General features: G+C 33.3%; 14 protein-coding genes. 6 read left to right on the top strand and 8 right to left on the bottom strand.

What is annotated here, in order from left to right:
* Positions 1–341 precede the first annotated feature (341 nt).
* Both RMR09_RS08135 and RMR09_RS08130 read right to left on the bottom strand, forming a co-directional pair.
* Positions 342–653 (bottom strand): GH36 C-terminal domain-containing protein, encoded by a 312-nt coding sequence (locus RMR09_RS08135; RefSeq protein ID WP_310595299.1) that lies wholly within the window; start codon positions 651–653, stop codon positions 342–344.
* 3 nt (positions 654–656) lie between these two features.
* Positions 657–2564: an alpha-galactosidase gene (locus RMR09_RS08130; RefSeq protein ID WP_310595298.1), complete on the bottom strand. Its 1908-nt coding sequence runs from the start codon at positions 2562–2564 to the stop codon at positions 657–659.
* A 203-nt stretch (positions 2565–2767) separates the two neighbouring features.
* On the opposite strand from RMR09_RS08130, the gene RMR09_RS08125 reads away from it, so the two are divergent.
* From RMR09_RS08125 to RMR09_RS08100, 6 genes are all read left to right on the top strand, one after another.
* A complete protein-coding gene (locus RMR09_RS08125) occupies positions 2768–4354 on the top strand; it encodes a glycoside hydrolase family 32 protein (RefSeq protein ID WP_310595297.1) in 1587 nt (528 codons plus the stop codon).
* A 51-nt stretch (positions 4355–4405) separates the two neighbouring features.
* The gene (locus RMR09_RS08120) at positions 4406–5731 is read left to right on the top strand and encodes a sugar porter family MFS transporter (protein ID WP_310595296.1); all 1326 of its coding nucleotides are present in this window, start codon (positions 4406–4408) and stop codon (positions 5729–5731) included.
* A 5-nt stretch (positions 5732–5736) separates the two neighbouring features.
* On the top strand, positions 5737–6621 hold the full coding sequence (locus RMR09_RS08115; protein WP_310595295.1) for a carbohydrate kinase: 885 nt from the start codon (positions 5737–5739) through the stop codon (positions 6619–6621).
* Between the two features lie 5 nt (positions 6622–6626).
* Positions 6627–7043 (top strand): VOC family protein, encoded by a 417-nt coding sequence (locus RMR09_RS08110; RefSeq protein WP_310595294.1) that lies wholly within the window; start codon positions 6627–6629, stop codon positions 7041–7043.
* A gap of 27 nt (positions 7044–7070) precedes the next feature.
* The gene (locus RMR09_RS08105; RefSeq protein WP_310595293.1) at positions 7071–8822 is read left to right on the top strand and encodes an alpha-glucosidase; all 1752 of its coding nucleotides are present in this window, start codon (positions 7071–7073) and stop codon (positions 8820–8822) included.
* A 268-nt stretch (positions 8823–9090) separates the two neighbouring features.
* Entirely contained in the window at positions 9091–10113 is a 1023-nt protein-coding gene (locus RMR09_RS08100) for a LacI family DNA-binding transcriptional regulator (RefSeq protein WP_310595292.1), read from the top strand.
* Here RMR09_RS08100 and queG read toward each other — a convergent pair whose 3' ends face one another.
* The 6 genes from queG to RMR09_RS08070 form a co-directional block, all read right to left on the bottom strand.
* Entirely contained in the window at positions 10114–11034 is a 921-nt protein-coding gene (gene queG / locus RMR09_RS08095; RefSeq protein ID WP_310595475.1) for a tRNA epoxyqueuosine(34) reductase QueG, read from the bottom strand.
* A gap of 10 nt (positions 11035–11044) precedes the next feature.
* The gene (gene ruvB, locus RMR09_RS08090; protein ID WP_310595291.1) at positions 11045–12067 is read right to left on the bottom strand and encodes a Holliday junction branch migration DNA helicase RuvB; all 1023 of its coding nucleotides are present in this window, start codon (positions 12065–12067) and stop codon (positions 11045–11047) included.
* Positions 12068–12163: 96 nt separating this feature from the next.
* Positions 12164–13948: a cbb3-type cytochrome c oxidase subunit I gene (locus RMR09_RS08085; RefSeq protein WP_310595290.1), complete on the bottom strand. Its 1785-nt coding sequence runs from the start codon at positions 13946–13948 to the stop codon at positions 12164–12166.
* Between the two features lie 30 nt (positions 13949–13978).
* Entirely contained in the window at positions 13979–15133 is a 1155-nt protein-coding gene (locus RMR09_RS08080) for a cytochrome c oxidase subunit II (protein ID WP_310595289.1), read from the bottom strand.
* Positions 15134–15152: 19 nt separating this feature from the next.
* The gene (locus RMR09_RS08075; protein ID WP_310595288.1) at positions 15153–16514 is read right to left on the bottom strand and encodes a quinol:cytochrome C oxidoreductase; all 1362 of its coding nucleotides are present in this window, start codon (positions 16512–16514) and stop codon (positions 15153–15155) included.
* 27 nt (positions 16515–16541) lie between these two features.
* On the bottom strand, positions 16542–17087 hold the full coding sequence (locus RMR09_RS08070) for a cytochrome c (RefSeq protein WP_310595287.1): 546 nt from the start codon (positions 17085–17087) through the stop codon (positions 16542–16544).
* Positions 17088–17093: the final 6 nt, after the last annotated feature.

Here is a 17093-nt window from a genome sequence, read left to right as displayed (position 1 = left end):
TTGGTTAATAAATGGTTTGTTTTAAATATTGCTCCAAACATAATACTAATTTTATGAAAAAATTAAGAAAAAGTGAACTATATCGTTTTCGGGGCATCGAAAACGTTTTCGATTTAAAAATTAATACCATAAAAAAACAAATGAAAAAATAGCTTATTTGTAAAAAAAACGAACTAAAAAAACACATTTTATACAATTAAATCAAATACGTTGAAAAAACGATGAATTATATCTAATAAAAAGCCTCAAAATTAAATTTTATTACGAATTCTTTAAAAACAATAAAAGCTTCCAATCTATATGAAGACTGAAAGCTTTTATTATGAAAAAATTAAGAGGTATTATTTAACCTCGTTAATTTCTAGAATAACACTGGTTCTTTTTAGATTCACATCAGGATTATAACCCGCTTTCATCAAAAAATCGCCTGAAAAAACAGCCCTCGGTTTTAAAGTTGATTCTATACCAGGATATACATTAATTTCCTTAACCATATATTTTTTCTTTGCATCTAACCCATTGAAAACTACAGGTCTTTTGGTCGCTGTGATATTAAATCTGTTGTTGACTAAATAATTAAAAACTACTGCTTTAGTTTTATCTTTATCGACATACATTACAGAAGCAATGTCATTTTGATATGGGTTTACCAAACGTTATTGATCCCCATGCCAAACCACTTCTTTAAAGGAATGATAGTTTGAAATCGCTTGTTTGCAAAACTGCTTATCCTTTTCACTCAAATGATCCGTTACGATATCAAAGCCCAATTTTCCCATACTAGCCACATCTACTCTAAACTTCAAAGGCTGTTTCCCCCAATCAGTCACATGGTTGTCTGTAGTTATAGAAGGAAAAAAATACGAATAATTCCACTGAAGAAAAATACGCTCTAAAGGTTCAGTATCATCACTTGGCCAAAACTCTGTAAAATATTTTAAAAATTCATATTCACCTCTACCACCTCCGCCAGAACACAACATCATAGGGACCTTAGGGTATTTAGCACGAATACGCCCTAACACCTTATACAACCCTTTGATGTAATCAACATACAAATTAGATTGAGGTAATCCCTTTTTGTTCAAATAAGCAGAATAGGCATTATAGATTACAGCATTACAATCCCATTTAATAAAAGCCAATTCTGGATTTTTGACAAATAGATTGTCTACGATTCCAAAAACGAAATTTTGAACCTCTGGATTGGACAAATCCAAAACCAATTGATTTCTATAATAAATTTCAGGACGTTCTGGTTGACGAATTACCCAATCTTGATGTTTTTCGTACAACTCACTTTTCGGATTTACCATTTCTGGCTCAATCCAGATTCCAAATTTCACTCCCTCTTTTTTAGCTTCTTTTACCAAATAACCTAAACCATGAGGCAATTTCTTTTTATTTTCTTGCCAATCTCCCAAACCAGCATCGTCATTGTTACGTGGATATTTATTTCCAAACCAACCATCGTCTAAAAGAAATAAATCAACTCCAATCTCTTTTGCTCCTTTGAACAAGCCAGAAATTTTATTTTCATCAAAATCAAAATAAGTCGCCTCCCAATTGTTTAATAACGTCAATCGTTCTCCTTCTCCATCTAATACACGATATTTTCTAGCCCAATTTTGTAAATTCCTACTAGCCTCACCCATTCCATTATCAGATAAAGCGTAAATTAAAGAAGGCGTTTTAAACGTTTCGTTGGGCACTAAAGCATATTCTGAAGCAAAGGGGTTGATTCCAGTAATCAAACGCAAATTTTTGTGCGAATCAATTTCAAAGTCCAATTTAAAATTACCACTCCAAGCCAATTGTCCTAATAAGACAGTTCCTTCATTTTCAGAAGCAGGTTTGCCAAAAGAAACGATAAAGTTTGGTGTTTGGAGCAACATGGCTCTTGTTCCTAATTTAGAATCAAGAGTTCTGATTCCTTGTTCTAGTTTGGTTTCAATAGGTTGCATTTCTTTCAAGTATTCACCTTGAAAACTAGTCAGGTAAAAATCTTTATTTGAAAAATACAAATTTGCTGAAGCATATTTTTGTAATACGACTGCTTTTTTCTCGTTATGTCTAATTTCTGTCCATTGCTCAATGACATTTTCTTTTGACCAAATTTTATAAAACAAAACTACTTCAAAAGGATAAGCTGGGTCTTTTAAGACAATACTAGTTATGGAAGTATTGGCATCAATTTGTTCTTTTTTGTGACTGCTATATTTCAATTCTAATGATGGATTACCATCAGCATGCTTAACTTGAATAGCTGGTTCCGACAAATTCCAAGTTCCCGTTGGCGTATAAGACGAATTATAAATTCCCGAGTTGTTTTCGTCATAACTATAATTAAATCCAACCGCTTCGAATTCACTTTGATTTTGTAAAGGTTTACCAAAATATATGGTTCTCAATCGATTCAAATTATCCGTCTGCATCAAAATCATGTGATTATCAGTAGCAATAGGAATAGTCACTTTTTGAGCACTCAACTGTATAGTCATAAAAAGTAAATTTACAATCAAATAGCACTTTTTAATACAACTCTTTTCGAAATTTAAATTCATGGTTTAATATAATAGGGTTTAAAGAACAGACAATTACGTCTTTCAAACATAATACATTAATCTTAACGCAATTTTAGATACCTATTAAAACTATGAATTTAAATACCGACAACGTTTTCGGAATAAATCTATAGACTTATCAATACGACAAAGTTCACTATTCATAAAAAGAATACTATTTTTAGCAATTCAAAAAAAACAAGATGAAGTACCAATGGAATAAAATAATTGTATTTAGCTTATTTATAAGCTTACTATACTCTTTTAATTGCCAAGCGCAAAAAAACAAATCTATTATAATTTCATCGAAAGAATCAATACATATTGATTCAACCCAATATTACCAAGAATCTTACCGACCGCAATTTCATTTTACTCCTGAAAAAAAATGGATGAACGACCCTAACGGCATGTTATTTTACAAAGGAACCTATCATTTGTTTTACCAATATTACCCTGAAGACATTGTCTGGGGACCTATGCACTGGGGACACGCAACAAGTACAGATTTAATTCATTGGAAACACCAAAAAATTGCCTTATTCCCAGACGAATTAGGATTGATTTTTTCAGGAAGTGCTGTAATGGATGTGAATAACACTTCAGGACTTGGCACCAAAGAAAATCCACCTATGATTGCTATTTTCACTTACCACAATATGGAATTTGAAAAGGCAGGAAAAATCAATATGCAATCTCAGGGCTTAGCCTATAGTTTAGACGAAGGAATGACTTGGAAAAAATACGAAGGCAATCCAATCATTGGCAATGCTACTATGCGCGATTTTAGAGACCCTAAAGTCTTCTGGAACGAAGAAGCAAAAAATTGGAATCTCGTTTTAGTTGCCGGTGATCGTGCTCAATTTTATACTTCAAACAACTTAATCAATTGGAATTTAGAAAGTGAATTTGGACAAAATAGAGGCGCTCACGGAGGTGTTTGGGAATGTCCTGATCTATTTAAAATCAAAGTAGAAGGAAGCCAAGAAGAAAAATGGGTACTTTCAGTAAGTATCAATCCAGGCGCACCCAATGGTGGTTCGGCTACTCAATATTTTGTAGGCGATTTTGACGGAAAAGCGTTTAGCACTTCTCAAAAAGAAACAAAATGGATAGATTACGGCACCGATAATTATGCCGGAGTCACTTACAATGACGCTCCAAACGAAGATCGTATTTTTATAGGTTGGATGAGTAATTGGAATTATGCTAGAAATACCCCAACAACAAATTGGCGAAGTGCAATGACATTGCCAAGAACGCTTTCACTTGCAAAAATTAAGGAAGATTATGTATTACAAAGCCAACCGTTAGAACAATTCGAAAAACTTTTAACTACAGACTTTTCAAAAGAAAAAATTGAAATTAAAAAAGGCGAGAAAAAGACTTTTGTGTACTCTAATTTGAATCAATCTCAAATTAAATTCCAATCTCAAAATAAAGACTTGAAATTAGTTTTTTCTAATGAAGCAAATGACTCGCTAGTATTACATTACAATGCTAAAAAACAACTATTTTCAATCGACAGACGACATTCTGGAAAAGTGAATTTCGAAAAAAGTTTTGGAGAAAAAATCCATACTACACCTACCACTAATTTGATTTCGAAATCAATCGATTTTCAAGTTATTCTAGACTGGTCTTCTATTGAGGTTTTCTTAAATGGCGGGGTTTACGCTTTTACTGAACAAATTTTTCCAAACCAACCTTATACTAAACTATCTATTCAGTCAATTAATAATCAAGAAATTAAAAAATTAACCATCGACTCTGTTAAAAGAATTTGGTAATAGAGTCCCTTACCAACTTAATATTAACTCAACCACAAAAACTAAAAAAAAATGAACAACAAAAAAATTCTATACTGGTCCATTGTAGTAGCATTGGCAGGATTTTTATTCGGTTTTGACACTGTAGTAATCTCAGGAGCCGACAAACAATTACAGCAATTATGGGGTTCTTCTGATTTATACCACGGATTAGTCGTAATGTCATCTGCACTTTGGGGAACGGTAATTGGAGCTATATTTGGTTCCTACCCCACCAATATTTTAGGAAGAAAAAAGACGCTGATTTTGATTGGACTTTTGTTCTTTATTTCAGCAATAGGAACTGCTTTTGCAACCGATTCTATTATCTTTTCAATATTCAGATTCCTTGGCGGAATTGGGATTGGAGCCTCTACCATTGCCGCACCTACTTATGTTTCAGAAATTGCTCCAGCCAAAGACCGTGGAAAATTGGTAGCCTTATATCAATTCAATATTGTTTTTGGAATTCTAATTGCTTTCACTTCTAATTTTTATTTGCAAGATATTGGAGAGAATTCATGGCGTTGGATGCTTGGAATTCAAGCTTTTCCAGCTTTTGTATATACTTTATTGGTTTTTGGAATTCCAGAAAGTCCGCGTTGGATTTTTGAATACAAAAAAGATAGAGCGCAAGCTATTTCGATTCTAAAACAAATCAATACTGATGCGCAAGCCGAAGAAGAAATGGCAGCTATTGAAAAAGAAACCGCTCAAGAGGTCAAAAATGAATCTATTTTTATGAAAAAATACAGAACGCCTTTGTTGTTGGCTTTTTTTATTGCTTTTTTCAATCAGCTTTCTGGAATTAACGCCTTTTTATATTATGCACCCCGTATTTTTGAATTAGCAGGATTAGAAAAATCAGCTTCTTTTTTAAGTAGTATTGGAATAGGTGTCATCAACTTATTATTTACCATGATTGGTATTTCATTAATTGACAAATACGGTCGCAAAACCTTGATGTATCTAGGATCTGTAGGCTATATTATTTCTTTAGGATTAGTAACTACAGCCTTTTATTACGAATGGAAAGGAATGGCGGTGCCGCTATTTTTCTTTTTGTTCATTGCTTCACACGCTATTGGTCAAGGAGCTGTAATTTGGGTATTCATTTCTGAATTATTTCCAAACAAATTAAGAGCAGCTGGAACTTCTTTTGGAACATCAGTTCACTGGGTTTTGGCAGCTTTAATACCATCATTTATTCCGTTTTTATTTAAAGAAATTGGAACCACCACTGTATTTGCTATTTTCTGTATCATGATGGTATTCCAATTGCTATGGGTGTTCTTCAAAATGCCTGAAACAAAAGGAAGAACATTAGAAGAATTATCTGAAAGTTTATCTAAAAAATAACAAATATGTCTACAAAAATAGTTTGTTTTGGTGAAGTCTTATTTGACGTTTTTCCAACGCACAGAAAAATCGGAGGAGCCCCATTAAACGTAGGCCTAAGAATGGCATCTTTAGGTATTGACACCCAAATCATCAGCCGCATTGGACAAGATGAAATAGGAAACGAATTACTTGATTTTGTGAAAGAAAATGGGGTCAGTACAGATGCTATTCAGGTTGACACTACCTTTGCAACGGGTGAAGTATTAGTACAATTAGATGAAAAAGGTTCAGCTTCTTACACGATTAATTATCCTGTAGCTTGGGACAAAATTGAAGCTACTCCCGAAGCACAAAAAGTAGTAACCAATGCCGATGCACTCGTGTTTGGAAGTTTGGCATGCCGGGACAACACTTCGTACAAAAGCTTATTAACTCTTTTAAATTCAGCTAAATATAAAATTTTTGATGTGAATTTAAGAACCCCTTTTTATACTAAAGAATTACTTTTAGACTTAATGAACAAAGCTGATTTTATCAAATTTAATGATGATGAATTGTATGAAATCAGCGAGTATTTAGGTTCTCCTTTTCATTCTTTGGAACAAAATATTCAGTTTATTGCTGAGAAAACCAACACCAACCATATTTGTGTAACCAAAGGCAGTCATGGTGCCGTTTTACTGTATGACAATCAATTGTTTTACAATAGTGGCTATAAAATTAAAGTTGCTGATACCGTAGGTGCTGGAGATTCATTTTTGGCTGGTTTGTTAACCCAATTATTGACGGGAGTTACACCCCAAAACGCTATTAATTTCGCTTGCGCTTTAGGCGCCTTAGTAGCTCAAAATGAAGGTGCTAATCCGAAAATTTCACCTGAAACTATTAGTGAATTTATGCAAATTTAAAATTCATGAATTTAAAAATAAATCACATACAACACATTGGTATTCCTGTTTCTAACATGGATAAATCAATTGCTTTTTACGAACGATTAGGTTTTAAAAATGTGATGCCTTCTACTTTCGAAATTGAAGGAGAAAAAGGAGGCATTGTAGCCATGATGGAACGCAATACCATGATACTCGAATTATACCAATTGCCTGCTTCTCATTTGCCTGAAATCAAAAACAGAAAAGACGGTCATATTGACCACATTGCTTTTGATGTTGATGATGCCGATTTGACATTCAAAACCCTGAAAGAAAACAATTTTATCGTTCTCGAAAATGAACCTGTGTTTCTTAATTTTTGGAACAAAGGGTGTAAATATTTCAATATTTTAGGCCCCGATGGAGAACGTTTGGAATTCAACGAAATAATTAAATAACTTTATATACTACTTAAATTTACCCGCATGAAAAAGAATCAAATGCTGTTAATTGCCTTACTATTCTCTTCTTTGATGAATATTATGGCACAAGACAACAAAACAACTATCGTTAAAAATGGCGACGCCAAATGGTGGAAAGAAGCCGTAATTTACCAAATTTATCCTCGTAGTTTTAAGGATAGTGATGGAGATGGAGTTGGTGATATTAAAGGAATTATTTCGAAATTAGACTACCTAAAAAGTTTAGGAATCGACGCGGTTTGGTTAAGTCCGATTTACGATTCTCCAAATGATGATAATGGCTATGATATCAGCAATTATAGAGAAATTTTAAAAGATTTTGGAACCATGGCTGATTTTGACCTTTTGTTGAAAGAAATGCACAAAAGAAACATCAAATTAATCATGGATATGGTGGTAAATCACAGTAGTGATGAACATGAATGGTTCAAACAATCCAGAAGTTCTAGAGACAATAAATACCGTAATTATTACTATTGGTGGCCTGCAGAAAAAGGCACTCCTCCCTACCGATGGAGCTTTTTTGACGTAAACAGCAATGCTTGGAAATATGACGCGACAACTAATTCATATTACCTACACTATTTCTCCAAAAAACAACCTGATTTAAACTGGAACAACCCTACACTTCGCAAAGAAATTTATGATATTATGACATTTTGGTTGAACAAAGGAATTGATGGTTTTAGAATGGATGCATTTCAATTTATTTCAAAAGACGATACGTTCCCTGAACTACCTAAAGAAATTGTAAACAACTCTTTGGAAATCATTAAATTTTACGGAAACGGACCAAAATTACATGAACATATTCAGGAAATGAATCGTGAAGTATTGAGTAAATTCCCTGAAGCTATGACAGTATCTGAAGGGGCTGGAGATTCTCCAGAAGCTGCGATGAAATTTGTGGATCCAGCTCGTAAAGAATTGAATTTGGCGTATCACTTTGAAAGCGTGGATATTGGAAACCATATCAGTGAATTTGGATTAGTGAAATACAAAAATATTTTCTCAAGATACGATGAAGCATTCAAGGATAAAGGTTGGCTATCGATATTCGTTGCCAATCATGACCAGCCAAGAATGGTGAGTAAATTTGGAAATGACACCCCTCAATTTAGAGCGGTTTCTTCTAAAATGCTGTCTACTTTTGTTATGACGATGAGAGGAACTCCATACAACTTCAATGGAGATGAAATTGGGATGGTTAATATTCGCTTTGACAACATTGCCGACTACAATGATGTAGACACCCGAAACAAATACGAACAAATCAAAAATGCCGGTGGCGATTTAAAAGCGTTTTTAGAAAACAAAAAACAAACTTCTAGAGAAAATGGAAGAACTCCTTTTCAATGGAATGCAAGTCCAAATGGAGGATTTACTACTGGGAAACCTTGGCTTAAAGTAAATCCAAACTTTACTACTATCAATGCAGAAGCACAAGAAAAAGATCCAAATTCTGTTTTGAATTATTACAGAAAATTGGTGAAAATTCGTAAAACAAGTCCCGTGCTTCAATACGGAAAATACACCCTTTTAGATAAAGAAAATCCAAATGTATTTTCTTATACGAGGGAACTTAACGGGGGAAAAGTATTGGTTTTATTGAACTTTACAGAAAAAGAATCTACTTATAATTTAGGGTTTTCAATAGCAAAATCTAAAATTATTTTAGGAAATTACCCTAAGTCAAAATCAATGAAAGCGAATACTTTACGACCGTATGAAGCAGTAATTTTAGAACTAAAATAATCAACTCATGTATATCTGAAAGCGGTTTTGAAATATTTCAAAACCGCTTTTTTTTATTTATAAAAACTAGGCATACCTATCAATGTTTGAAATATAACGTTAACTTTATAATTTGTAAATATTCATTTAATTAAAGAATTATTTCATAAAAATGAATATCTTGTGGGTGAATTTACAACCTATAAAATTGTTGAAAATTTAACTCTAAATGATATGGGATACCTATTTCATATCATTATTAAATTAAATGTTTCCAAATACTAAGGTCATGAAAGACATTACTCTTAAAGAAATTGCAACTACGTTAGGAATCTCAATCACGACGGTTTCTAAAGCACTAAAAAACTATCCTGATGTTAGTGAAAAAACGAAGAATGCAGTCAAAGAGTTGGCTCAAAACTTAAATTATACCCCTAATAGTTTTGCGGTTAATTTAAGAACCAAGGAATCCAAAACTATTGGACTAATTATTCCTGAGGTAACCCATCATTTTTTCTCTAATATCATTAACGCTATCATAGACGAAGCTGAAAAAAATGGGTATTTAGTAATTATTTTACAATCTAATGAAAAATTAGAATTAGAAAAAAAACAAGCTGAACTCCTCATTAACAAAAGAGTAGACGGAATTTTGATGTCACTATCTAACGAATCCAATAACGATACTCATATTCAGGAAATAATCAAAAGAAAAATTCCTTTAGTAATGTTTGACAAAATTGCCAAATTGGCCAAATGTTCTAAAGTAGTTATTGATGATCAAAAAGCAGGATTTGATGCAACGCAACACTTAATCGATAATGGTTGCCGAAAAATTGCTCATATTCGTGGACCTCTGAATCCACAAAATTCGATTGACCGCTATCTTGGCTATAAAAAAGCTCTAGAAAAAAACAATATTCCTTTCGACTCAAAATTGGTATATGTGTGTGAAAAAGTGAGCTTCGAAGAAGGGTATGAATTTACCAAACAACTATTTGAAGAGCATCCTGATGTCGATGGTATTTTTGCTATAACTGATTTAGTGGCTGTTGGTTCACTCGCCTACTGTAACGAACAAAAAATTAATGTTCCAAAAGAGGTGAAAGTAATTGGATTTAGTAACTGGTTTATGTCTCAGGTAATTACACCCAAATTGAGCACTATTGAACAGCCTAGCCATGAAATGGGAATTACTGCGTTCAATTTATTATTAGAAGAAATGGCAGCCAGAAAAGAAGAGGTAGAATTTACACCAAAAACCATTGAATTGACCACTCAAATTATTAAAAGAGAATCAAGCTTGAATTAATTATTTCAAGAATTGAATATTCCTCAGAAGTCCCTCAAATTTTGTTCTTTTTAACGGCGAATCTTTAAATACTTTTTGAAAAGTTTCAGCCGTAATTTCTTCCCAATCTTTTTTAGAAAAAGAAAGTATTTCCGAATTTGGATTGAATAAAGGTTCGTTATGTGCTTTTGAAAATCGATTCCAAGGACAAACATCTTGACATACATCACAACCAAATGCCCAATCTTGAAATTTACCTTTCATTTCTTCAGGAAGATTATCCTTTAATTCAATGGTATAATACGAAATGCATTTACTCCCATCTACTTGATAAGGTGCAATAATAGCTTGTGTAGGACAAGCATCTAAACAAGCGGTACAAGTTCCACAGTGATCGGTAGTTGGCGCATCATATTCTAATTCCAAATCAACAATTAGTTCGGCAATAAAATAAAAAGAACCTACTTTTTGAGTAATTAAATTGCTGTTCTTACCTATCCAGCCTAAACCGCTTTTAGCTGCCCAAGCCTTATCTAATACAGGAGCTGAATCTACAAAAGCGCGACCTGAAACAGCGCCTATTTGTTCTTCGATAGAAAATAATAATGCTTTCAGTTTTTCCTTGATTACGAAATGATAATCTTGACCGTAAGCGTATTTTGAAATTTTATAGGATTCCTCTTTTTGAAATTCTGACGGATAATAATTTAGTAATAATGAAATAACGCTTTTAGCGCCATCAACCAACAAAGCAGGGTTCAATCTTTTGTCAAAATGGTTTTCCATATAAGACATTTGTCCGTGACTATTGTTTTTAAGCCAGTTTTCGAGTCTAGGAGCTTCTTTTTCTAAAAATTGAACCTTGGATATACCACAAGATAAAAAACCAAGGCGTTGGGCCTCAGATTTAATCAACTGCGAATATTTTGATCGATTAATAATAGAATTAGAGTTAAAACAATCCGCCTTGAATATTGGTGTTCAATTTGCCTAAATGTTTATAGGCTTTATCTGTTACTTCACGACCACGAGGAGTACGCATGATAAAACCTTCTTGGATTAAAAATGGCTCATATACTTCTTCGATGGTTTCGCTACTCTCAGAAACGGCTGTTGCCAATGTAGTTAAACCCACTGGACCTCCTTTGAATTTATCAATAATGGTATTTAAAATTTTATTATCCATTTCGTCTAAACCATGAGCGTCCACATTAAGCGCTTTTAAGGCATATCTTGCAATTTCGATATCAATTGTACCATTCCCTTTAATTTGAGCAAAATCGCGCACTCTACGCAACAATGCATTAGCTATACGAGGTGTTCCTCTACTTCTCCGTGCGATTTCGATAGCAGCTTCAAGATCAATAGGCATTTTTAAAATACTAGCGCTACGCTCTATAATGGTAGTTAAAAGTTCTGTGGTATAATATTGTAAACGGGAAGCAATTCCAAAACGCGCGCGCATGGGTGCGGTCAGCAATCCCGAACGAGTCGTTGCGCCAATAAGGGTAAATGGATTCAAGTTGATTTGAACCGTTCTTGCATTGGGTCCTGACTCAATCATAATATCAATCTTGAAATCTTCCATAGCAGAATACAAATATTCCTCTACGATAGGACTTAAACGATGAATTTCGTCTATGAATAAAACATCTCTTTCTTCAAGATTAGTCAGCAAACCTGCTAAATCACCCGGTTTATCTAAAACAGGTCCAGAGGTAATTTTAATTCCTACCTGCAGTTCATTTGCAAGTATATTGGCTAACGTAGTTTTACCCAATCCAGGAGGACCATGAAACAATGTATGATCCAATGCTTCATTACGCTGATTAGCAGCTTCAACAAAAACTTTAAGATTTTCAAGAATTTGGTCTTGACCTGCAAAATCATCAAAAGAAAGTGGCCTCAATCTTTTTTCAAGATCAAGTTCTTCCGGATTATATCCTTTCGTAGTTGGGTCTAAATTTTCATTCATAAAACAAAGATAGAGAAAGATTTTGGAGGATTAAATAGAAATTAGTACTGTCACTAAAAACAAATAAAAAAGCCTCTAAAAAAGAGGCTTTATATATTAATGATGCAAAACTGCTTCACCTGGTTTCATTGGCACATTTTGAGGGACAAAATCCTCTTCGTGTTCTGGATTACTATAATCGTAAGGCCATCTGTGTACTTCTGGAATTTCACCTGGCCAGTTACCGTGAATATGTTCTACTGGCGCTGTCCATTCTAAAGTATTTGATTTCCATGGATTTTGTTCTGCTTTCTTACCGTAGAAAATACTAACAAAGAAATTGTACAAGAACACTAATTGGAAAGCTCCACCGATCAAAGCAAAAGTTGTAATTAAAACGTTTACATTTTGCAAATCGTCAAATAAAGGGAAGTTAGTGTTTGTATAATAACGTCTTGGTAAACCAGCTAAACCGATAAAGTGCATTGGGAAGAATACTCCGTAAGCACAAACTGCTGTTACCCAAAAGTGAATATATCCTAAGTTTTTATTCAACATTCTTCCGAACATTTTTGGGAACCAATGGTAGATTCCAGCAAACATTCCGTAAAGAGCAGAAATACCCATTACTAAGTGGAAGTGAGCTACTACGAAATAAGTATCATGAACATTGATATCCAAAGTACTATCTCCAAGAATAATTCCTGTCAAACCACCTGTGATAAAAGTTGAAACTAATCCAATAGAAAATAACATAGCAGGATTGAACTGCAAATTACCTCTCCATAAAGTAGTAATGTAATTAAAAGCTTTTACAGCTGATGGTATTGCAATCAACAAAGTTGTAAAAGTAAAGACCGATCCTAAAAATGGATTCATTCCAGAAACGAACATATGGTGACCCCAAACAATTGTAGATAAAAATGCAATCGCTAAAATTGACATAATCATCGCTCTGTAACCAAAAATTGGTTTACGAGAGTTGGTAGCAATAATTTCAGATGTAATACCTAAAGCAGGCAATAATACAATATATACCTCAGGGTGACCTAAAAACCAGAATAAGTGTTCAAACAATACTGGCGAACCACCTTGATAATGTAGCACTTCTCCAGCAATATAAATATCAGACAAGAAGAATGAAGTACCAAAACTTCTATCAAAAATCAATAACAAAGCAGCAGATAATAAAACCGGAAAAGATACAATCCCGATAACTGCAGTAATAAAGAATGCCCAAATAGTAAGAGGCAATCTAGTCATTGTCATTCCTTTAGTTCTTAAATTGATAACAGTTACAACATAGTTCAAAGATCCCATTAAAGAAGATGCAATGAAAATAGCCATAGCTACTAACCAAAGTGTCATACCCATTCCAGAACCAGGAATTGCTTGAGGTAATGCACTTAATGGAGGATAAATTGTCCATCCTGAAGATGCAGGACCTGCTTCTACAAATAGAGAGCAAACCATAATTACACTTGATAAGAAGAACAACCAGTATGAAATCATATTCATAAATCCAGAAGCCATATCTCTCGCACCAATTTGAAGCGGAATCAATAAGTTACTGAAAGTACCACTAAGCCCTGCTGTTAATACAAAGAAAACCATAATTGTTCCGTGTATTGTAACTAATGCAAGATAAATATCATTAGCCATAACCCCATCAGGAGCAAATTTATCACCTAATAAAATATTAAAGATTTTAAAAGATTCTTCTGGCCAAGCCAATTGCATTCTAAAAAGCATTGACATACCTACACCAATGATTCCCATAATTATACCAGTAATTAGGTATTGTTTTGCAATCATTTTATGATCAATACTAAATATATACTTAGTAATGAAAGTTTCTTTATGATGATGATCGTGTTCGTGACCGTGTCCTTCTGCTGACATATTTGTATACTTTATATATTCTTAAATAAATTATTTCATTGCTGTTTTAGCAGCCGATGTATCACTTATAACAGATGTTGAATCTGAACTAGTTCCTTCTGCAGGTGCAGGCTCATTTGCTGCTTTAACTTCTTTTACTAAAGCTACTTTATCTGATAACCATTTTTTGTACTCTTCTGGCGTATCAACAACAATTTTCATTTGCATATTGTAGTGTGATGCACCACAAATCTTATTACAAAGCAATAAGTAATCAAATGTATAAGGGTCAAGAGCTGTTTTACCTTCAGCAACTAACTTAAGACTTTGTTTTGCTCTCAATTCATTAATTCTAGCAACTTTTTCAACCATAAATGGCAACTCTCTATACTCTGATGAAGTATAAATTGGAGTAAAAGCAAATTCTGTAACCATTCCAGGAACACAATTCATTTGAGCTCTAAAAAAGGGCATATATGCAGAGTGTAGCACATCTTGTGAACGGAATTTAAAGTGTATTTTTTTTCCTTTAGGGATATGTAATTCAGAAACCACAAAATCATCTTGAGCATTTGGGTCAGCCAAATCAACTCCTAAAGTATTAACACCTTCAATTAATCTAACATTAGCTTTTCCTAATACATTATCAGCGCCAGCATAACGAGCAGACCACTTAAATTGTTGAGCATATAACTCAATTACAACTGTATCTTCATCTTGATCAACAAACATAATATTGTTCCAAGCATACAATCCGTATAAAATTAAACCAGCCAAAACAACAGCAGGAATAATACTCCAAATTGCTTCTAATTTATTATTATCTGCGAAAAACAACGCTTTATGATCTTTTTTACCTCTGTATTTAAAAGCAAAATAGTGCAATAAAACTTGTGTAATTGCTTGAACTGTAAATATTAAAACCCAAGTTATATTCATTAAATTGTCTACATCAGCACCATGCTCAGAAGCTGGAGTATGTAAAGGAAGATCCCCCCATTTTAATAAACCATAAATAGTAAAAATATAAATGAAAGCTAAAAAGCCAAACATTAAATACCCTTGAACATTATTGTCATTATCAGTTGCTATTTGAGAGTCATCTGAACTTGAAATATCTACTTGTGTAAGTTCAAATATTTTAGTCAATTGCCAAATTGCAACAGCTAATAGAACTAAAACTATAATTACCAACAAACTTGTCATCTGTTTTCTTCTTTAAATATTAATAATGAAAATGTTTACTTTCTTCGATAAATGGATTTCTTTTTGCCAACAATGGAGCTTTAGCTAATGTTGTAAATACAACAAAAATAAATAATCCAAGGAAGAAAAGAATAGATGCAATTTCTGAAACTCCAATAAACCATTGGTCACCTACAGTTCCTGGCATAATCATATTAAAGAAATCAACATAATGACCTAATAAAATCACTACTCCTGCCATAACCAGTACCCAAGAAATTCTCTTGAAATCTGTATTGATCAATATCAAAACTGGAAAAAGGAAATTCATAGCAACCGCACCAAAGAATGGAAGGTTGTAAACTTGTATTCTTGTTACAAAATAAGTAATCTCTTCAGGGATATCAGCATACCAAATCAACATGAATTGAGAGAACCATAAATACGTCCAGAATACACTGATACCAAACATAAATTTAGCTAAATCATGAATATGACTTGTATTTACGTGCTCCAAATATCCTTTAGATTTTAAATACAAAGTTACCATAGCTATCATTGTAATTCCACTTACAAAGAAACTTGCAAAAACGTACCATCCAAATAATGTACTGAACCAGTGAGGATCAATAGACATAATCCAGTCCCAAGACATAATTGATTCTGATACTATGAAGAAAACTAGGAACCCAGCAGACATTTTAAAATTCTTTTTGTAGTTCAAGTTATCATCAGCCTCGTCTTGTGCTAAACAATTTTTTCTTGAATAATAACGGTATAAATTCCATCCTAGCAAGAAAACAGCTGCTCTAACAATCCAAAATGGAAAATTTAAATATCCCGCTTTACCTGCGATAATTTCATCGTAATTCAAACTTTTAGGATCAGTAACTCCTTCTGTCAACCATACAAATAAATGATTAAAATTAATACCAGATAATACTAAAAATATAAAGAATATAACAGACCCTACAGGTAAGTAAGATGTAATTCCTTGCATTACTCTAAACAATACTGGAGACCATCCTGCCTGTGCAACTTGTTGAATAGCATAAAACGCTAATGTTCCCATAGAAATCAACAAAAAGAAAATACAAGCAACATACAATGCAGCCCATGGCTTATTTTGTAATTGGTGTAAAACATGATTTAAATGCTCACTATGTTCTGCTTCTTCATTTAATTCTGAAGTCGCAGCGTGTTCAGCAACTGCTTTTGTTTCATGAGAAACAGCAGCTTCATGCTTAACAGCACCATGACCACCATGATTTTCTGAAGCAAGAAGTTCTTCAACCTCTTTAATATCTTTTGGTGCAGTATAAAAACCATATCCAATACCTAAAAGACCTACAGCCATTAAGATAAAAGAAAAAGTTTTTAATTTACTTGAAAATGTATACATATCTATAACGATCAGTTAATTCAACAATTATAATTGACTTTTTAATTTTAGAACATAGTCAGCAACTAACCAACGTTCGTGTGGATTCAATTGATTAGCATGAGAACCCATTGCATTTAAACCATAAGTTATTACGTGAAATACACTACCTTCAGTAATTGGTCTATCTGCATAATTAGGAACACCAAGAAATTTTTCTCTTTCTACTAATTTTCCTTTACCATTTCCAGCAGCACCATGACAACTGATACAGTAAATTTCAAAAAGTTCTTTTCCTTTTTCAGAACTTCTTTCAATAGAGTCTAAAGGAGATTTAAGATTAGCTTTCGCTAACTCATATCCTGCAGGAGTAATTTCATATTCGTAAGGCTCAAAACCTCTATTGATTGTTCCTGCTACAGGAAGTTGTCCTTCCTTACCATCTTTAAACGCAGCAGATTCAGAATAAGTTTCATAACCTGCAGATTCATACATGTTTGGAAAATACTGGTAGTTTGGCGCAGATTTATCATGGCAAGACGACACCAAAGCAGTCATACCAAATAAAAATGCTATTTTAAATATACTTTTCATAACTAT

It is taken from the genome of Flavobacterium sp., from assembly GCF_031537875.1.
Lineage (GTDB): Bacteria > Bacteroidota > Bacteroidia > Flavobacteriales > Flavobacteriaceae > Flavobacterium.
The sequence above is the reverse complement of the archived record's forward strand: the minus strand, read 5'-3'. Positions and strand labels throughout refer to the sequence as shown.